Source organism: Micromonospora lupini (assembly GCF_026342015.1).
In the GTDB taxonomy this organism is placed as follows: Bacteria; Actinomycetota; Actinomycetes; order Mycobacteriales; family Micromonosporaceae; genus Micromonospora; species Micromonospora lupini_B.
Genome location: NZ_JAPENL010000002.1, coordinates 1,746,069 through 1,765,102 on the forward strand (window position 1 = coordinate 1,746,069; position 19,034 = coordinate 1,765,102).

At 69.9% G+C, this 19,034-nt stretch carries 17 protein-coding genes; all 17 read left to right on the forward strand.

Annotated elements, in window-relative coordinates; all coding sequences use genetic code 11:
- Window positions 1-4 precede the first annotated feature (4 nt).
- The 17 genes from OOJ91_RS22985 (at window position 5) to nuoN (ending at window position 19,004) form a co-directional block, all read left to right on the forward strand.
- Window positions 5-715 carry a demethylmenaquinone methyltransferase gene (locus tag OOJ91_RS22985; protein ID WP_266248091.1) on the forward strand — a complete coding sequence of 237 codons (711 nt, stop codon included), beginning with the start codon at window positions 5-7 and terminating at the stop codon, window positions 713-715.
- Window positions 716-803: 88 nt separating this feature from the next.
- Window positions 804-1,028, forward strand: a complete 225-nt coding sequence (locus tag OOJ91_RS22990) for a hypothetical protein (protein WP_266248094.1) — start codon at window positions 804-806, stop codon at window positions 1,026-1,028.
- A 139-nt stretch (window positions 1,029-1,167) separates the two neighbouring features.
- Window positions 1,168-2,445: a geranylgeranyl reductase family protein gene (locus OOJ91_RS22995; RefSeq protein WP_266248098.1), complete on the forward strand. Its 1,278-nt coding sequence runs from the start codon at window positions 1,168-1,170 to the stop codon at window positions 2,443-2,445.
- A gap of 134 nt (window positions 2,446-2,579) precedes the next feature.
- Entirely contained in the window at window positions 2,580-2,945 is a 366-nt protein-coding gene (locus OOJ91_RS23000) for an NADH-quinone oxidoreductase subunit A (RefSeq protein ID WP_007454588.1), read from the forward strand.
- Window positions 2,946-2,959: 14 nt separating this feature from the next.
- Window positions 2,960-3,637 carry a NuoB/complex I 20 kDa subunit family protein gene (locus OOJ91_RS23005; RefSeq protein ID WP_266248102.1) on the forward strand — a complete coding sequence of 226 codons (678 nt, stop codon included), beginning with the start codon at window positions 2,960-2,962 and terminating at the stop codon, window positions 3,635-3,637.
- Window positions 3,634-4,362, forward strand: coding sequence for an NADH-quinone oxidoreductase subunit C (locus OOJ91_RS23010; RefSeq protein ID WP_266248104.1), 729 nt, complete (start codon window positions 3,634-3,636; stop codon window positions 4,360-4,362). The genes OOJ91_RS23005 and OOJ91_RS23010 overlap by 4 nt, the downstream gene beginning before the upstream one ends.
- Window positions 4,359-5,684, forward strand: a complete 1,326-nt coding sequence (locus OOJ91_RS23015) for an NADH-quinone oxidoreductase subunit D (RefSeq protein ID WP_266248106.1) — start codon at window positions 4,359-4,361, stop codon at window positions 5,682-5,684. Before OOJ91_RS23010 ends, OOJ91_RS23015 begins: the two co-directional genes overlap by 4 nt.
- The gene (gene nuoE / locus OOJ91_RS23020) at window positions 5,681-6,856 is read left to right on the forward strand and encodes an NADH-quinone oxidoreductase subunit NuoE (RefSeq protein WP_266248107.1); all 1,176 of its coding nucleotides are present in this window, start codon (window positions 5,681-5,683) and stop codon (window positions 6,854-6,856) included. Before OOJ91_RS23015 ends, nuoE begins: the two co-directional genes overlap by 4 nt.
- On the forward strand, window positions 6,853-8,169 hold the full coding sequence (nuoF, locus tag OOJ91_RS23025; protein WP_266248109.1) for an NADH-quinone oxidoreductase subunit NuoF: 1,317 nt from the start codon (window positions 6,853-6,855) through the stop codon (window positions 8,167-8,169). The genes nuoE and nuoF overlap by 4 nt, the downstream gene beginning before the upstream one ends.
- Complete coding sequence (locus OOJ91_RS23030) at window positions 8,169-10,676, forward strand: NADH-quinone oxidoreductase subunit G (RefSeq protein ID WP_266248111.1); 2,508 nt, start codon at window positions 8,169-8,171, stop codon at window positions 10,674-10,676. The genes nuoF and OOJ91_RS23030 overlap by 1 nt, the downstream gene beginning before the upstream one ends.
- Before the next feature lie 61 nt (window positions 10,677-10,737).
- Window positions 10,738-12,090 (forward strand): NADH-quinone oxidoreductase subunit NuoH, encoded by a 1,353-nt coding sequence (gene nuoH, locus OOJ91_RS23035; protein WP_266248113.1) that lies wholly within the window; start codon window positions 10,738-10,740, stop codon window positions 12,088-12,090.
- A gap of 1 nt (window position 12,091) precedes the next feature.
- Window positions 12,092-12,733, forward strand: coding sequence for an NADH-quinone oxidoreductase subunit NuoI (gene nuoI / locus OOJ91_RS23040; RefSeq protein WP_007454597.1), 642 nt, complete (start codon window positions 12,092-12,094; stop codon window positions 12,731-12,733).
- Window positions 12,730-13,500, forward strand: coding sequence for an NADH-quinone oxidoreductase subunit J (locus OOJ91_RS23045; RefSeq protein ID WP_266248115.1), 771 nt, complete (start codon window positions 12,730-12,732; stop codon window positions 13,498-13,500). The genes nuoI and OOJ91_RS23045 overlap by 4 nt, the downstream gene beginning before the upstream one ends.
- Window positions 13,501-13,558: 58 nt before the next feature.
- Entirely contained in the window at window positions 13,559-13,858 is a 300-nt protein-coding gene (gene nuoK / locus OOJ91_RS23050) for an NADH-quinone oxidoreductase subunit NuoK (RefSeq protein WP_007454601.1), read from the forward strand.
- Between the two features lie 11 nt (window positions 13,859-13,869).
- Complete coding sequence (gene nuoL, locus OOJ91_RS23055) at window positions 13,870-15,795, forward strand: NADH-quinone oxidoreductase subunit L (protein WP_266248117.1); 1,926 nt, start codon at window positions 13,870-13,872, stop codon at window positions 15,793-15,795.
- Between the two features lie 64 nt (window positions 15,796-15,859).
- Complete coding sequence (locus tag OOJ91_RS23060; protein WP_266248119.1) at window positions 15,860-17,395, forward strand: NADH-quinone oxidoreductase subunit M; 1,536 nt, start codon at window positions 15,860-15,862, stop codon at window positions 17,393-17,395.
- 55 nt (window positions 17,396-17,450) lie between these two features.
- Entirely contained in the window at window positions 17,451-19,004 is a 1,554-nt protein-coding gene (gene nuoN, locus OOJ91_RS23065; RefSeq protein WP_266248120.1) for an NADH-quinone oxidoreductase subunit NuoN, read from the forward strand.
- Window positions 19,005-19,034 lie beyond the last annotated feature (30 nt).

Below are 19,034 nucleotides of genomic sequence, written 5' to 3' on the forward strand. Positions count from 1 at the left end.
GCGGGTGAGCCGTACCCCGCAGGGCCAGCGCGCCAGTCTGGACAAGCAGCCGCACGAGGTCGCCGCGATGTTCGACGGCGTGGCAGAGCGTTACGACCTGACCAACACGGTGATCTCGCTGGGCCAGGACCGCTCCTGGCGCCGGGCCACCCGGGCGGCGCTCGGGCTGCGGCCCGGCGAGCGGGTGCTGGACGTGGGCGCGGGCACCGGCGTCTCGACGCGCGAGCTGGCGCAGTCCGGTGCGTACGCGGTGGGCGCCGACCTGTCGCTGGGCATGCTGTACGCGGGCAAGCGGGCCCGTCCCGAGGTGCCGCTGCTGGCCGGGGACGCGCTGCGACTGCCGTTCGCCGACGCGAGCTTCGACGCGGTGACCATCTCCTTCGCGCTGCGCAACGTCAACGACACCGACGCGGCCCTGCGCGAGCTGGCTCGGGTCACCCGGCCGGGTGGCCGGCTGGTGGTGTGCGAGTTCAGCACCCCGGTCAACCCGGCCTTCCGGACCGTGTACCTGTCGTACCTGATGCGGTCGCTGCCGGTGGTCGCCCGCGCGGTGTCCAGCAACCCCGAGGCGTACGTCTATCTGGCCGAGTCGGTCCGCGCGTGGCCGGACCAGGCCGCCCTGGCCGGGCGGGTCAGCGCGGCCGGCTGGGGCCGGGTGGCCTGGCGCAACCTGACCGGCGGCGTGGTCGCGCTGCACCGGGGAATCCGCGAGTAGACGCCGCGACGCGGAGGCGTCGAGGCACCGAGACGCGCGTTTCAGGAATATCGGGTTTTAGTCCACTTTGCCCCGTACGCTCGTCCGCATGACCGGAGCAGAGCCGGCGGACCCGGTGGCCGCCACCGACGACGACGCGGCCGAACTCATCGCGCAGCTTCGCGCGCTTGCCGGCGCCGACCCGACGGACGTCCGGCAGGTGGTCGCCGAGGTGCTGGCCGCGCTGGACCGGGCTGCCGGTGGCGCGCTGCGGGAGCACCTGCCGGAGGCGATCCGGGTCGACGCGGGCTTGGACGCCTCCCGATCGGCCTGACACTCGCCTGCTGTAGACGGTCGCCGGCTGTCACATCGGCGAGTTAGGTACCCCTGATCCTGCGCAGGTATGACGCCGGTCATACACTCGTCCCGTCTGGCTTGTGAAGCATTTCACGAGCGTGCGGGAGGAGGCGCGAATGACCGCGGTGGAACACGACGCCGACGTCATCGTCGTTGGCGCCGGTCCCGGTGGATCGGCGACTGCGTACCACCTGGCCCGGCACGGCGTACGGGTGTTGATGTTGGAGAAGACCGAGTTCCCCAGGGAGAAGGTCTGCGGCGACGGGTTGACCCCGCGCGCGGTGCGCCAGCTCATCCGGATGGGCGTGGACACGTCGCCCGAGGCCGGCTGGCTGCACAACCGCGGCCTGCGGGTGATCGGCGGCGGCGTACGCCTGGAACTTGACTGGCCCGAGCTTGCCAGCTTCCCCAACTACGGCCTGGTCCGCACCCGACTGGACTTCGACGACCTGCTCGCCCAGCGGGCGGTGTCGGCCGGCGCCAAACTGCGGACCAACGTCAACGTGCTGGGCCCGGTGCTCGACGGTGACGGCCGGGTGACAGGCGTCGAGGCGGAGGTGGGGCCCGGCAAGGAGCCCGCCACCTTCCACGCCCCGCTGGTCGTGGCGGCCGACGGGGTCTCCGGTCGGTTCCCGCTCGCGCTCGGGCTGGCCAAGCGGGAGGACCGGCCGATCGGCGTGGCCGTCCGCCGCTACTACCACTCGCCTGTGAAGCACGACGACGACTACCTGGAGTCGTGGCTGGAGCTGCGGAGCAAGGACAGCGGCGACAACCTGCTGCCCGGGTACGGCTGGATCTTCGGACTCGGAGACGGACGGGTCAACGTCGGCCTCGGCGTGCTCAACTCGTCGTCCGCGTTCGGTAAGACCAACTACCGCCGGCTGCTCACCGACTGGCTTGCCAACACGCCCGCCGACTGGGGCATGACCGACGAGGCCAACGCCGACGGTCCGATCCTCGGCGCCGCGCTGCCGATGGGCTTCAACCGGGTGCCGCACTACACCCGCGGCGTTCTGCTCGTCGGCGACTCCGGCGGGATGGTCAACCCGTTCAACGGCGAGGGCATCGCGTACGCCATGGAGTCCGGCGAGCTGGCCGCTGAGGTAGCGGTGCAGGCCCTCGCGCGTCCGGCCGGGCCGGAGCGGGAGCGGGCGCTGATGGCGTACCCGAACGAGCTGAAGGCCCGCCTCGGCGGCTACTACCGGCTGGGCGGCATCTTCGTGAAACTGATCGGCCGTCCGGAGATCATGCGGATCGCCACCAAGCACGGCATGCCCCACCCGACGCTGATGCGCTTCGTGCTCAAGTTGTTGGCCAATCTGACCGACCCCCGAGGCGGGGACGCGATGGACCGGGTCATCAACGCGATGACGAAAGCCGCGCCAGCCGTTTAGAGCGACGGCATCGGTGCTGGTCACAGCCCCGACGCCGACAAAGATCGACCCCCGCCGGCAGCCACCGCGAGGGACGTGAATAGTGTGATTTTCGTCAAGCACCGAGGGCAGGGAAGGACGAGCAGGAGAAAACGATGTCGCTCTCGCCTTACGCACCGATCATCGGGCTGTTCGCCCTCGCCGCGGCGTTCTCGCTGTTCTCCGTCGGCGCCGCCCGCTTCGCCGGTCCACGTCGCTACAACAAGGCCAAACTCGAGGCTTACGAGTGCGGCATCGAGCCCAGCCCCCAGCCGGTCGGCGGCGGGCGGTTCCCGATCAAGTTCTACCTGACGGCGATGCTCTTCATCGTCTTCGACATCGAGATCATCTTCCTCTACCCCTGGGCGGTCTCGTTCGACGCTCTGCCGATCTTCGGCTTCGTGGAGATGGTCCTGTTCATCGTCGCGGTCTTCGTCGCGTACGCCTATGTGTGGCGGCGCGGCGGCCTGGACTGGGACTGAGGAAGGAACGTCAGATGGGCATCGAGGAGAAGCTCCCCGCCGGCGTCCTGCTCACCTCGGTGGAGAAGCTGGTCAACTGGTCCCGGAAGTCGTCCGTGTGGGGCGCCACCTTCGGCCTGGCCTGCTGCGCCATCGAGATGATGGCCGCCGGTGGTCCGCACTACGACATGGGCCGCTGGGGCATGGAGGTCTTCCGGGCCTCGCCCCGACAGGCCGACCTGATGATCGTGGCCGGCCGGGTGAGCCAGAAGATGGCACCGGTGCTGCGCCAGATCTACGACCAGATGGCCGAGCCCCGCTGGGTGCTCTCCATGGGCGTCTGCGCCAGCAGCGGCGGCATGTTCAACAACTACGCGATCGTGCAGGGCGTCGACCACGTCGTACCTGTCGACATGTACCTGCCCGGCTGCCCGCCCCGGCCGGAGATGCTCATCGACGCGATCCTCAAGCTCCGCGAGAAGATCATGTATGAGCCGCTGGGCCCGAACGGTCGCAAGATGCTTGCGGCCCGCCAGGAGCGCGGCGACGTTCCGGTCGTGCCGTACGGCTCCATGCCGTCCTCGTACCGCAGCGACAAGGCCCGGCGTGCCGAGTGGACCCAGGCGGTCCGCGAGGGGCGCGAGGAGCAGTTGCGCATCGAGAACTGGATGAACGCCCAGAACCACCTCCACCCGCAGGCAGGCCCCAAATGAGCGACAAGCCCAACGACGGTGGCGTACCGCTGCCTGTGGTTCCGGCCGGCGCCACCAGCGGCGCTCCGGCCGAGCAGCCGCCGGCCAGCCCTGCGGGGCGCGGCATGTTCGGCAACCAGGGCACCGGCGACGTGTCCGGCTACGGCGGCCTGGTCCGCCCGCGCCAGCCCATCGAGGAGGCTTCCCGCCCGTACGGGGGCTACTTCGACGAGGTCCGCGACGCGCTGGAGGAGGCGTACCCGGCCTTCGCCGACGCGATCGAGAAGGTCGTCGTCGACCGGGGTGAGCTGACCCTGCACGTCCGCCCGGAGCGGATCGCCGAGGTCTGCCAGGTGCTGCGGGACGACCTGGCGCTGCGCTTCGAGCTGTGCTCCTCGGTGTCCGGGGTGGACTACCTCGGCGCCGACGAGCGCCGCCTGCACGCGGTCTACCTGCTCACCTCGATGACCTACAGGCGTCGGATCCGGCTGGAGGCCGCGGTCTCGGCCGAGTCGCCGCACCTGCCCAGCGTCACCGCCGTCTACCCGACGGCTGACTGGCAGGAGCGGGAGGCGTACGACATGTTCGGCATCGTCTTCGACGGCCACCCCAACCTGACCCGGATCCTCATGCCGGACGACTGGGAGGGCCACCCGCAGCGCAAGGACTACCCGCTCGGTGGCGTGCCTGTCGAGTACAAGGGCGCCGAGATCCCGCCGCCGGACCGCAGGAGGTCGTACCAGTGACCACGTCGAACTACGCGACCGAACGCGAGACCACCGAGGGCAGGGTCTTCACCGTCACCGGTGGGGACTGGGACACGGTCGTCTCGGGCACCGACCCGATCAACGACGAGCGGATCGTGGTCAACATGGGTCCGCAGCACCCGTCCACGCACGGGGTGCTGCGGCTGATCCTTGAGCTGGAGGGCGAGACGGTCCGCGAGGCCCGTACTGTCGTCGGCTACCTGCACACAGGCATCGAGAAGAACCTCGAGTACCGCAACTGGGTCCAGGGTTCGACGTTCGTGACCCGGATGGACTATCTGGCACCGATCTTCAACGAGACGGCGTACGCCCTCGCGGTCGAGAAGCTGCTCGGCATCACCGACGACGTCACCGAGCGCGCCACCACCATCCGCGTGCTGATGATGGAGCTCAACCGGATCTCGTCGCACCTGGTCTGGCTGGCCACCACAGGCATGGAGCTGGGCGCGATCTCGATCATGCTGTACGGCTTCCGCGAGCGGGAGTACATCCTCGACATCTTCGAGACGATCACCGGCCTGCGGATGAACCACGCGTACGTCCGGCCGGGCGGTGTCGCGCAGGACGTTCCGGACGAGGCGATCGTCAAGATCCGCGACTTCCTCAAGATGATGCCGAAGAAGCTCAAGGAGTACGAGGACCTGCTCTCCGGCCAGCCGATCTGGATCGAGCGGACGAAGAACGTCGCGGTGCTCGACGTGACCGGCTGCGTGGCGCTCGGCATCACCGGTCCGGTGCTGCGCTCGGCCGGGCTCGCCTGGGACCTGCGCAAGACCATGCCGTACTGCGGCTACGAGACGTACGAGTTCGACGTGCCCACCCACCCCGACGGTGACGTGTGGGGCCGCTACATGGTCCGGCTCGCCGAGATCCGCGAGTCGATGAAGCTTGTCGAGCAGGCGCTGGACCGGCTCCGGCCGGGCCCGGTGATGGTCGCCGACCGCAAGATCGCGTGGCCAGCCCAGCTCGCCATGGGTGTCGACGGCATGGGCAACTCGCTTGAGCACGTCGCCAAGATCATGGGTCAGTCGATGGAGTCGCTGATCCACCACTTCAAGCTGGTGACCGAGGGCTTCCGGGTCCCGCCCGGCCAGGTGTACGTCGCCATCGAGGCGCCCCGCGGCGAGCTGGGCGTCCACGCGGTCTCCGACGGTGGCACCCGACCGTACCGGGTGCACTACCGGGAGCCGAGCTTCGTCAACCTCCAGGCCCTTCCGGCGATGGCCGAGGGCGGCCTCATCGCCGACGTGATCGCCGGCGGCGCCTCGCTGGACCCCGTGATGGGTGGGTGTGACCGATGACGACGACTTTCACTGACGAGACGCGGGAGCGTGCGCGCGAGATCATCGCCCGCTACCCGGCGGACCGGTCCCGCTCGGCGTTGCTGCCGCTGCTGCACCTGGTCCAGGCGGAGGAGGGGTACGTCTCCCCGGCCGGGGTCACGTTCTGCGCCGAGGTGCTCGGGCTGAACAAGGCCCAGGTCGGCGCGGTGGCCACCTTCTACACGATGTACAAGCGCAAGCCCACAGGTGACTTCCTGGTGAGCGTCTGCACCAACACGATGTGCAACGTGCTGGGCGGCCAGGAGGTCTACGACACCCTCGTCGAGCACCTGGGTGTCGGGCACGACGAGACCACCGCCGACGGCACGATCACGCTTGAGCACGCCGAGTGCCTGGCGGCCTGTGACTACGGCCCGGTGATGACAGTCAACTACGACTTCTTCGACCGGGTGGACCCGTCCACGGCGGTAGGCGTGGTCGACGAGCTGCGCGGCGGCGGTCGGCCGATGCCGACGCGCGGCGCGCGGCTCTGCACGCTCAAGGAGATGGCGGTGCAGCTCGCCGGTTTCGCCGACGAGCGCGACGGCGCGGTCGCCGACGGCGGGCCGGGTGAGCCGACCCTGCGCGGTCTGCGGCTGGCGCAGGAGCACGACGTCTCGGTGCCGGGCTTCGACCCGAACACCCCGATCCGCAGCAAGGCGGAGGCGGACAAGGCCGCCGCCGAGGCGAAGGCGAAGGCGGAGGCTGCCAAGCCGGCGCCCGTCGAGGCCACGGCGGCCCCGGTCAAGGGTGGCGACGGGGCATCCGCCCCGACGCCAGGCAACGCTGGTGCCGGCGAGCCCGCTCCCGCCGCCGCCGCGACCGGCAGCACCACGCGGGACGTGAAGGCGCCGGACGACAAGTCGCCGCAGGTGCGTACCGCCGAGACCCGGCAGCCGGACGCGGGCACGGCGGCGCCGGACGCCCCGGGCACCAAGGTCCCGGCGGACGACAGCGGCACCGCGCCCGCGGCTGGTGACGCGCGGTCGGCGGAGGCCGCCGGCGTGGCGGCCAACGAGCCGGCCGGTGACGGCAAGCCCGCCGGCGACGAGGCCGGGGCGCAGCAGCGCAACCTCACCGAAGCGAAGGCTGGCACGGACGCCGACGGCGCCGAAGCGGCCGACGCGAGCGAAACGGGGGCCCAGAAGTGACCACTCCCCGACCGGAGACGCTGGCCAAGCTGACGCCGGTGCTGACCAAGCGCTGGTTGTCGCCGGACGCCTGGCGGATCGGCACGTACGAGCAGTTGGACGGCTACGCCGCGCTGCGCAAGGCCCTCAAGGCCCACCCGGACGACCTGATCCAGCTGATCAAGGACTCCGGGCTGCGTGGTCGGGGCGGCGCCGGCTTCCCCACCGGCCTCAAGTGGGGCTTCATCCCGCAGGGCGACGGCAAGCCGCACTACCTGGTGGTCAACGCCGACGAGGGCGAGCCGGGCACCTGCAAGGACCTGCCGCTGATGACCCACGACCCGCACGCGCTGGTCGAGGGCGTGATCATCGCGTCGTACGCGATCCGGGCCAGTCGGGCGTACATCTACATCCGGGGCGAGGCGGTGCACGCCGCGCGTCGGCTGCGCAACGCGGTCCAGGAGGCGTACGACAAGGGCTACCTCGGCCGCAACATCCTGCGCAGCGGCTACGACCTGGAGCTGGTCGTGCACTCCGGCGCCGGGGCGTACATCTGCGGCGAGGAGACGGCGCTGCTGGACTCGCTCGAGGGGTTCCGGGGTCAGCCCCGGCTGCGCCCGCCGTTCCCGGCCACCCACGGCCTGTACGCGAGCCCCACCGTGGTCAACAACGTCGGCACCATCGCCAGCGTGCCGCCGATCGTGCTCGGCGGGGCCGACTGGTGGAAGACCATGGGCACCGAGAAGTCCTCCGGGCCGATGATCTACTCGCTGTCCGGCCGCATCAACAACCCGGGCCAGTACGAGTGCTCGATGGGCGTCACGCTGCGCGACCTGCTGGAACTGGCCGGCGGCATGCAGCCCGGCCACAACCTGAAGTTCTGGACCCCGGGCGGATCGTCCACCCCGTTGCTCGCCGCCGAGCACCTGGACGTGCCACTTGACTTCGAGGGGGTGGCGGCGGCCGGCTCGATCCTGGGCACCACGGCCACCCAGATCTTCTCCGACCAGGACTGCCCGGTCTACGCGACGTACCGGTGGCTGGAGTTCTACCACCACGAGTCGTGCGGCAAGTGCACCCCGTGCCGGGAGGGCAACTACTGGATGGTCCGGGTCTACCGGCGGATCCTGTCCGGTCAGGGCACCCACGAGGACCTGGACACCCTGCTGGACACCTGCGACAACATCCTCGGCCGCTCGTTCTGCGGCCTCGGTGACGGCGCGACCAGCTCGGTGACCTCGTCGCTGAAGTACTTCAAGCAGGACTACCTCGACTACATCGAGGGTCGGACCGCACCCAAGCTGTCGGAGAAGACCCTGGTAGGGGCGCACTGATGACCGACGTAGCCAAGCAGACCGAGACCGTCACGCTCACCATCGACGGCGTCGAGGTCACCGCCCCCAAGGGGACGCTGCTGATCCGGGTCGCCGAGCAGATGGGCACCGAGATCCCCCGGTTCTGCGACCACCCGCTGCTGGCCCCGGCCGGCGCGTGCCGGCAGTGCCTGGTCGAGGTGGAGGGGCAGCGCAAGCCTGTCGCCTCGTGCACCCAGACCGTCGCCGACGGCATGGTGGTCCGCACCCAGCTCACCTCCCCGGTCGCGCAGAAGGCGCAGGAGGGGGTGATGGAGCTGCTGCTGCTCAATCACCCGCTTGACTGCCCGATGTGTGACAAGGGCGGCGAGTGCCCGCTGCAGAACCAGGCGATGTCCACCGGCCGCACCGACTCGCGCTTCCACGAGCACAAGCGGGAGTACGAGAAGCCGATGGCGATCAGCAGCCAGGTGCTGCTGGACCGTGAGCGCTGCGTGCTCTGCCAGCGGTGCACCAGGTTCTCCGAGGAGATCGCCGGCGACAAGTTCATCGACCTGATGGGCCGGTCGTCCGCCGAAGAGATCAACATCTACCGGGACGACGCGTACGGCGAAGAGGGCGACGCCGGCGATGTCCCGTTCAACTCGTACTTCTCCGGCAACACCGTGCAGATCTGCCCGGTGGGGGCGCTCACCGGCGCCCAGTACCGGTTCCGGGCCCGCCCGTTCGACCTGGTGTCCAGCCCGAGCGTCTGCGAGCACTGCTCGGCCGGCTGCGGGCAGCGCACCGACTGGCGGCGCGGCAAGGTGCTGCGTCGGCTCGCCGGCGACGAGCCGGCGGTGAACGAGGAGTGGAACTGCGACAAGGGTCGCTGGGGTTTCCAGTACACCCGGGCCGCCGACCGCCTGACCAACCCGCTGGTCCGCGACGAGCGCACCGGTGAGCTGCGGGAGGCGTCCTGGAGTGAGGCGCTGACCAGGGCCGCCGAGGGGCTGCACGCGGCCCGCGAGGGCGGCCAGGGCACGGCGGTGCTCACCGGCGGTCGGCTGACCGTCGAGGACGCCTACGCGTACGCGAAGTTCGCCCGGGTCGCGCTCAACACCAACGACATCGACTTCCGGGCCCGGCCGGTCTCCCGCGAGGAGGCCGACTTCCTGGCCAGCTCGGTCGCCGGCGTCACCGACGTCACCTACACCGACGTGGAGAACGCGCCGGCGGTGGTGCTTGTCGGCCTGGAGCCGGAGGAGGAGTGCCCGATCCTCTTCCTGCGGCTGCGCAAGGCGTACCTGAAGAAGACCCTGACGGTGTACGCGCTGGCGCCGTTCGCCACCCGCGGCCTGGAGAAGCTCGGCGCCAAGCTGGCCCGGGTCGTGCCGGGCGAGGAGGCAAGCGTGCTCGCCGAGCACGCCACGGTGAGCGAGGCGCTCAGCGCCCCGGGCGCGATCCTCATCGTCGGTGAGCGGCTGGCCGGTGTGCCGGGTGGGCTCTCCGCCGCGGCGGACGTGGCGCGGCGTACCGGCGCGAAGCTGGCCTGGGTGCCGCGGCGCGCGGGTGACCGCGGCGCGGTCGAGGCGGGCTGCCTGCCCAACCTGCTGCCCGGCGGCCGGCTGGTCACCGAGCCGGCGGCGCGGGCCGAGCTGGGCGAGGCGTGGGACATCCCGGCCGGGGTGATCCCGAGCCAGGCCGGTCGGGACACCGACGGCATCCTGGCGGCGGCAGCCAACGGGCAGCTCGGGGCACTGGTGGTCGGCGGGGTCGACCCGGCCGACCTGGCCGACCCCCGGTTGGCCGAGACCGCCCTGGACGCGGTGCCGTTCCTGGTCAGCCTGGAGCTGCGTGCCAGCGCGGTGACCCGGCGGGCCGACGTGGTGCTGCCGGTGGCCCCGGTGGTCGAGAAGGCCGGCAGCTTCCTGGACTGGGAGGGCCGGCTGCGTCCGTTCGAGGCGGTGCTGAACACCGCCGCGATGACCGACGGTCGGGTGCTCGACGCGCTTGCCGCGCTGCTCGACGTGCGGCTCGGCACCGCCGACGTGCCGAGTGTGCGTCGCGAGCTGGGCTCCCTGCCGACCACGCGTCTGTCCCGCCCGGCCGCGCCGTCGGTCGCGCCGGGGGCGGTGCCGCAGCCGGGTGCCGGTGAGGCAGTGCTGTCGACCTGGCACCAGCTCGTCGACCTCGGCACCCTGACCGACGGCGACGAGCACCTCGCCGGCACCGCCCGCCCGCCGGTCGTCCGGCTGGGCAAGGGCACCGCCGAGGCGCTCGGTGTGGCCGACGGGGACGCGGTCACGGTCGGCACCGACCGCGGGGCGCTGACCCTGCCGGCGGAGCTGACCGAGATGCCGGACGGCGTCGTCTGGCTGCCGACCAACTCACCCGGCTCGACAGTGCGACGCAGCCTCGGGGCGACGTCCGGCACTGTCGTCCGGATCTCCGTTCCCGCACCGAGCGTGGCCGTCCCGGCCGGGCGGGTCGCGGCGGACGAGGCCGGTCTCCCGGGTCCGCTCCTCAACACCGGGGGTGTCCAGTGAGCGCGAGGAGTGAACGAGCGCAGCGAGTGAGCCCCGCAGTCGCGAACGAAAGGTGGGCACAGTGAGTCCCTCCTACCTCGCCCAGGACCCGACGCTTGCCGACTTCGGTCGGGATCCGTGGTGGCTGGTCCTCGGCAAGATCGTCTTCGCGTTCGCCTTCGGCCTGCTGGCCACCCTGCTCGGCGTCTGGTTCGAGCGGCGCGTGGTGGGTTACATGCAGGTGCGGCCCGGCCCCAACCAGGTCGGCCCGTTCGGCCTGCTCCAGACCCTCGCCGACGGCCTGAAGATGGCCTTCAAGGAGGACATCCTGCCGAAGGCGGCCGACAAGGTCGTCTACTTCTTCGCCCCGACGATCTCGGTGATCTGCGCGGTCACCGCGCTGTCGGTGGTGCCGTTCGGCCCGATGGTGAGCATCGGCGGTCACCACACGCCGTTGCAGGTCACCGACGTGCCGGTGGCGGTGCTGCTGCTGCTGGCCTGCTCCTCGATGGGCGTCTACGGCATCGTGCTGGGCGGCTGGGCCTCCGGCTCGACGTACCCGCTCCTCGGCGGCCTGCGGTCGAGCGCCCAGATGATCTCGTACGAGGTCGCCATGGGCCTCTCCATCGTGGCCGTCTTCATGACCGCCGGCACGATGAGCACCAGCGGGATCGTCGCGAAGCAGGCCCACGGGACGCAGCTCAGCATCGGCGGGTTCGACCTGCCCGCCCCGGGCTGGTACGCGATCCTGCTGCTGCCCAGCTTCGTCATCTTCTTCATCGCCACAGTCGGCGAGACCAACCGGGCACCGTTCGACCTGCCCGAGGCCGAGTCCGAGCTGGTCGCCGGCTTCATGACGGAGTACAGCTCGCTGAAGTTCGCGCTCTTCATGCTCAGCGAGTACGTCGCGATGGTGACCATGTCCGCGGTCACCACCACGCTGTTCCTCGGCGGCTGGCGGGCGCCGTGGCCGATCACCCTCTGGGAGGGCGCCAACTCCGGTTGGTGGCCGATGCTCTGGTTCTTCGGCAAGGTGATCGCGCTGGTCTTCGTCTTCGTGTGGCTGCGCGGCACGCTGCCCCGGCTGCGCTACGACCAGTTCATGCGCTTCGGCTGGAAGGTGCTGCTGCCGATCAACCTGGTCTGGATCCTGGTCCTGTCGGGCCTGCGCTCCATCGAGGACTGGGACTCGAAGGGCAAGCTGATCGCGGTCGGCATCCCGGCCGGCGTACTGCTGCTCGCCACGCTGTTCTGGCCCAACCGTCGGCCGCAGCCGAAGCCGACCGCGCAGGAGCAGGTGGACAGCCGGCCGTACGGGAGCTTCCCGCTGCCACCGATGGATCTACAGGTACCACCGAGCCCGCGTATCACGCGCGTGGTCGCCGAGCGGGAGCCGGCCAACATCGTCGCCGGCTCGGACTCCAGGGAGGTGTGACGTGGGCGCGATCACCGGAACGTTCAAGGGATTCGGTGTCACCTTCTCGCACATGTTCAGGAAGGTCGTCACCACCGACTATCCGTTCAAGCCGCCGGTGTCGGCGCCGCGCTACCACGGGCGGCACATCCTCAACCGGCACCCGGACGGCCTGGAGAAGTGCATCGGCTGCGAGCTGTGCGCCTGGGCCTGCCCGGCGGACGCGATCTACGTCGAGGGCGGCGACAACACCGACGAGCAGCGCTTCTCGCCCGGTGAGCGGTACGCCAGCACCTACCAGATCAACTACGCGCGGTGCATCTTCTGTGGGCTCTGCATCGAGGCCTGCCCGACCCGTTCGCTGACCATGAGCAACGAGTACGAGCTGGCCCGGGACAACCGGCAGGACCTGATCTTCACGAAGGAGCAGCTGCTCGCCCCGCTGCTCGAGGGCATGGAGCAGCCGCCGCACCCGATGCGGCTGGGCGACAGCGAGAAGGACTACTACGTCGGCGCGCTTGACAACCCGGGCACCTCGGCCGGTGCCGAGACGTCCCCGATGGGTCCCGGCCGCTACCAGGTCGAGGAGCACCCCGGCGTGACGTTCCCGGGCGCCGAGCAGGCCGCCCAACGCGCGGCGGCCGGCAAGGGAGAGGGAGCATGACCACGTCTACGGTGCTGGCCGCGGCGGGTGGGGTGTCCGGCGGCGAGGAGGTCACCTTCTGGATCCTCGCGCCGCTCGCGCTCATCGGCGCGATCGGGATGGTGGCGGCCCGCAACGCGGTGCACTCGGCGCTCTGGCTGGTGCTCACGATGCTCTGCCTGGGCGTGTTCTACATCCTCCAGGCCGGGCCGTTCATCGGCATGGTGCAGATCATCGTCTACACCGGCGCGATCATGATGCTCTTCCTGTTCGTGCTGATGCTTGTCGGCAGGGACGCTTCGGACTCGCTCATCGAGACGCTGCGCGGTCAGCGCGTCGCCGCGATCCTGCTGGGGCTCGGCTTCGCCGGTCTGGTCGGCAGCGCCGTCTACAACGCCATGGAGAAGACCACTGCTGTCGGCCTGGACCAGGCCAACGCCGAAGGCAACGTGCAGGGCATCGCCCGGCTGTTGTTCACCAAGTACGTCTTCGCGTTCGAGCTGACCTCGGCGTTGCTGATCACGGCGGCGGTCGGCGCGATGGTGCTCGCCCACGTCGAGCGGCGTAAGCAGGACAAGGTCGACCAGGTGTCGACCATGAAGGCGCGCTTCGCGCCGGGCAACTACCCCGGCCCCAAGCCGGGCCCCGGCGTCTTCGCCACCTCCTCCTCGGTGGCCACCCCGGCGCGACTGCCGGACGGCCGGCTCACCGAGCGGAGCACGCCGGACATCCTGCCGGTACGCGAGCTGACCGCGCAGGAGACCACGCTGAAGGGGACTGACAGGTGAGCGCGAGGAGTGCAGCGAAGCGGAGCCCCGCAGTCGCGAACGAAAGGCGAGCTCAGCGATGACGCCCAATCATTACCTCGTGCTGGCGGCGGTGCTGTTCACCATCGGCGCGTCCGGGGTGCTCATCCGGCGCAACGCGATCGTGCTGTTCATGTGTGTCGAGCTGATGCTCAACGCGGCCAACCTGACGCTCGTCACCTTCAGTCGGATCAACGGTGACCTCAACGGCCAGATCATGGCGTTCTTCGTGATGGTGGTGGCCGCGGCCGAGGTCGTCGTCGGCCTCGCGATCATCATGTCCATCTTCCGGACCCGGCGCTCGGCGAGTGTCGACGACGCCAACCTGCTCAAGTACTAAGGGGCAAGCGAGTGGAAGAGACTGTGCAGTACGCAGAGGCCACGGGCTTGCTCGGCAGCGTCTGGCTGCTGGTGGCGATCCCGCTGGTCAGCGCGGCCATCCTGCTGCTGCTCGGCCGGCGGGCCGACCGCTGGGGGCACTGGTTGGGCGTCGCGGCCATCGGCGCCGCGTTCGTGCTCGGGCTGGCGTCCTTCTTCCAGCTGCGCGGCCTGGAGAACAAGTCGGCCGAGCTGAGCCTCTGGGACTTCATCGCGGTCGGTGACCTGCGGGTCGACTTCGGCCTGCTGTTCGACCCGCTCGCCGCGGTCTTCGTCCTCCTGATCACCGGCGTCGGGTTCCTGATCCACCTGTACGCGGTCGAGTACATGGCGCACGACGGTGGCCGCCGCCGGTTCTTCGCGTACTTCAACCTGTTCGTCGCGGCCATGCTGCTGCTGGTGCTCGGCAACAACTACGTGATGCTGTACTTCGGCTGGGAGGGCGTCGGTCTGGCGTCGTACCTGCTGATCTCCTTCTGGTACGGGCGGCCGAGCGCCGCGACTGCCGGCAAGAAGGCGTTCCTGATGAACCGGGTCGGCGACACCGGCCTCGCCATCGGCATCTTCATCATGTTCGCGACCCTGGGCACCACCCAGTACGACGAGGTGTTCAACGGTGTCGGCGCGCTGACCGGAACGACAGTGCTGGTGCTCGGCCTGCTGCTGCTGCTCGGCGCGGCCGGCAAGTCCGGCCAGTTCCCGCTGCAGGCGTGGCTGCCGGACGCGATGGAGGGTCCGACCCCGGTGTCGGCGCTCATCCACGCCGCCACAATGGTCACGGCGGGTGTCTACCTGATCGCCCGGTCCAACCCGATCTTCTCCGCCAACTCGACCCTCCAGCTCGTGGTGGTCAGCGTCGGTGCGCTCACCCTGCTGATGGGCTGCATCATCGGCGCGGCGAAGGACGACATCAAGCGGGTGCTGGCCTGGTCGACGGTGAGCCAGATCGGCTACATGTTCCTCGGCGTCGGCCTGGGCGGTGGCGCGTACGCGCTGGCAATCGTGCACCTGCTGGCGCACGGCTTCTTCAAGGCCAACATGTTCCTGGGCGCCGGCTCGGTCATGCACGGGATGAAGGACCAGGTGGACATCCGCCGCTTCGGTGGGCTGTCGACGTACATGAAGGTCACCTGGTTGACGTTCATGATGGGCTGGCTGGCCATCATCGGCATGTTCCCGTTCTCGGGCTTCTTCTCGAAGGAGCCGATCATCGTGGCCGCCTTCGAGCGGGAGGACTGGACCGCCTGGCTCTTCGGCGGGGCGGCGCTGCTCGGCGCGGGGCTGACCGCGTTCTACATGACGCGGCTGTTCGTGCTCACCTTCCACGGCCCGAAGCGGTGGACCGAGGACATCGAGCACCCGCACGAGTCGCCGCGGCTGATGACCATTCCGCTGATCCTGCTGGCGGTCGGCTCGGTCGGCGCCGGTTTCCTGCTCTCCACGTCAGTCCCGGACTGGCTGACGGCGACCGCGGGGCTGGGCGGCGAGCACGCGGAGCACGAGGCAGTTCTCCCGCACGCCGTGCTCACCACGCTCTCGCTTGTGGTGACCGTGCTCGGCGCCGGGCTGGCCTGGTTCCTGTTCCGGACCGGTACGGCCACCGCGCCGCAGCCGGCCGGGATCCTGGTCACCGCCGCCCGACGCAACCTCTACACCGACGCGGTCAACGAGGCGGTCTTCGAGAAGCCTGGCATCTTCCTCACCCGGGCGCTGGTCTTCCTCGACAACCGGGGCATCGACGGGCTGGTCAACGGGCTCGCCGCGGGTGTCGGCGGCGGTTCGGGCCGGCTCCGGCGGTTGCAGACCGGTTTCGTCCGCTCGTACGCCACCTCGATCCTGGCCGGTGCGCTGCTGGTGATGGCGGCGTTCCTGGCGGTGCAGGCGGGGTGGTTGGCGTGATCGACCTGAATACGCCCGCCCCCGCCGGCGGACCACGCATCCACGACGGAGGTAAGGCCGCATAATGTCCAACTTCCCGTTCCTCTCGGTGCTCACCGTGGCGCCGCTGGTGGGCGCCCTGGCGGTGGCCTTCCTGCCGCGCCACCGGCCGGAGCTGGCCAAGCAGGTGGCGTTCGTCTGGTCGCTGCTGGTGCTGGTGCTCTCGGTGGTGATGTGGGTCAGCTTCAACGCGGGCGGTGACCGGTTCCAGTTCCGCGAGTCGTACTCGTGGATCCCGAACTGGGGCGTCAGCTTCACCTTCGCCGCCGACGGCATCGCGCTGGTGATGCTCATGCTGATCGCGGTGCTGGTGCCGCTGGTGATCCTGGCGTCCTGGCACGACGCGGAGTCGTCGAAGCGGTCCATCCCGGTCTACTTCGCGCTGCTGCTCATCCTCGAAAGCACGATGATCGGCGTCTTCGCCGCCGCCGACGTCTTCCTGTTCTACGTGTTCTTCGAGGTCATGCTCGTCCCGATGTACTTCCTGATCGGCAGCTACGGCAGCCACCAGCGGCAGTACGCGGCGGTGAAGTTCTTCCTCTACTCGCTCGTCGGCGGTCTGTTCATGCTGGCCGCGGTGATCGGCCTCTGGGTGGTCGGCGGGAAGACCTTCGACTGGCAGGCGCTGTCGCAGGTCGACATCAGCACCGGCACCGAGCGGTGGCTGTTCCTCGGCTTCTTCCTCGCGTTCGCCATCAAGGCCCCGTTCTTCCCGTTCCACACCTGGCTGCCGGACGCCGGTGGCGCCGCACCGGCGGGCGCCGCCGCGCTGCTGGTCGGTGTGCTGGACAAGGTCGGCACGTTCGGGATCCTGCGCTACTGCCTGCCGCTGTTCCCGGAGGCGTCGAAGTGGTTCGCGCCGTGGGCGCTGGCGCTGGGCGTGATCGGCATCATCTACGCGGCGCTGCTGGCGGTCGGCCAGAACGACCTCAAGCGGCTCGTGTCGTACACGTCGATCGCGCACTTCGGGTTCATCGGGGTGGGCATCTTCGCCTTCACCACGCAGGCCGGCACGGGCGCGGTGCTCTACATGCTCAACCACGGTCTGGCCACCGGCCTGCTGTTCCTGGTGGTCGGCATGCTGATCTCCCGGCGTGGCTCGGCGCTGATAAGTGACTTCGGCGGCGCCGGCAAGCTGGTCCCGGTGCTCGCCGGGGTGCTGTTCTTCGCCGGTCTCGCCTCGCTCGCGCTGCCCGGCACCGCGCCGTTCATCTCCGAGTTCCTGGTGCTGATCGGCACGTTCACTGTGAACAAGCCGGTGGCGGTCATCGCCACGGTCGGCATCATCCTGGCGGCGGCGTACGTGCTGTGGATGGTGCAGCGCACCACGCAGGGCACGCTCAATCCGGCGCTCACCGAGGTCGACGGGATGCGCCGGGACCTCAACCTGCGCGAAAAGGTCGTGGTCGCCCCCCTCGTCGCGCTGATCCTGCTGCTCGGCTTCTATCCCAAGCCGGTCACCGACGTGATCAACCCGGCCGTCCAGGCGACCATGGACGACATCGGCAGAACCGACCCGGCCCCGTCCGTGGGCGGCACCGTCCAGGAGGCAGGCCGGTGAACGCGAGGAGTGCAGCGCAGCGGGGCCCCGCAGTCGCGAACGAAAGGTCGGCACAGTGACCGAGTTGAAATTGCCGTCGCTCGACTACGCGGCACTCGCCCCGATCATGATCATGCTCGGCACCGCGTTGCTCGGTGTGCTGGTCGAGGCGTTCGTGCCCCGGCGTACGCGGCACGTGGTGCAGTTGACGGTGGCGCTGCTGGCAGTCCTCGCCGCGCTGACCATGGTGGTCCTCAACGCCGACGACCGGCTCGTCACCGCCGGTCAGTCCATCGCGGTGGACGGGCCGACGCTCTTCCTCCAGGGCGCCATCCTGGTGCTGGCCGCGATGGCGCTGCTGCTGATCGGTGACCGGACCGTCGAGCGGGGCGGCGCGTTCGTCGCCCAGGCCGCGGTGACCGCCGAGTCGGCCGACGACCGGAAGCAGGCCGAGGGGCGCAACGGGCTCACCGAGGTGTACCCGCTCGTCACGTTCGCGATCGGCGGCATGCTGATCTTCGTGGCGGCGAACGACCTGCTGACCATGTTCATCGCGCTGGAGGTCTTCTCCCTGCCGCTCTACCTGCTCTGCGCGCTGGCCCGCCGCCGGCGTCTGCTGAGCCAGGAGGCGGCGATGAAGTACTTCCTGCTCGGCGCGTACGCCTCGGCGTTCTTCCTGTTCGGGGTGGCGCTGATCTACGGCTTCACCGCAGGCATCCCCGGCCGTTCGGCAGGGGTCGACTTCGCCACAGTCAACGCGGCGGTGACCGAGTCGCCGGCAAGCCCGGTGCTGCTCTTCGCGGGCATGGCGCTGCTCGCCATCGGTCTGCTCTTCAAGGCCGCCGCGGCCCCGTTCCACGTGTGGACGCCGGACGTCTACCAGGGTGCGCCGACCCCGGTCACCGGCTTCATGGCCGCCTGCACCAAGGTCGCCGCGTTCGGCGCGCTGCTGCGCGTCTTCCACGTCGCGTTCGAGGGCGGGGGCTGGGACTTCACGCCTGTGCTCGGTGCGGTGGCGGTGCTGACCATGCTTGTCGGCGCGGTGCTCGCGGTCACCCAGACGGACATCAAGCGGCTGCTCGCCTACTCCTCGATCGCCAACGCCGGCTACCTGCTGGTCGGTGTGCTGGCGCCGAGCCGCGACGGGCTCTCCGGCACGATGTTCTACCTGGTCGCGTACGGCTTCTCGGTGCTGGCCGCGTTCGCGGTGGTGACCCTGGTGCGCGACGCCGACGGCGAGGCCACCCACCTGTCCCGGTGGGCCGGTCTGGGGCGGCGCTCGCCGTTCTACGCCGGGCTGTTCACGTTCATCCTGCTGGCGTTCGCCGGTATCCCGCTGACAAGCGGTTTCACCAGCAAGTTCGCGGTCTTCGGGCCGGCGCTTGAGGGCGGCCAGGCGTGGCTCGTCATCGCCGGTGTGCTGACAAGCATGGTGCTGGCGTTCCCGTACCTGCGGGTCGTGGTGATGATGTGGCTGTCGGAGCCGGGCGAGTCCACCCCGACGGTCACCGTGCCGGGCGGCCTGACCTCCGCCGCGCTGATGATCGGCGTGCTGGCCACCCTGGCGCTGGGTGTCGCCCCCGATCCACTGCTCGACCTGGCTACCGGAGCGGCCGAATTCGTGCGGTAATACGTACCTCGGACATCGAGGGCCGGCGCG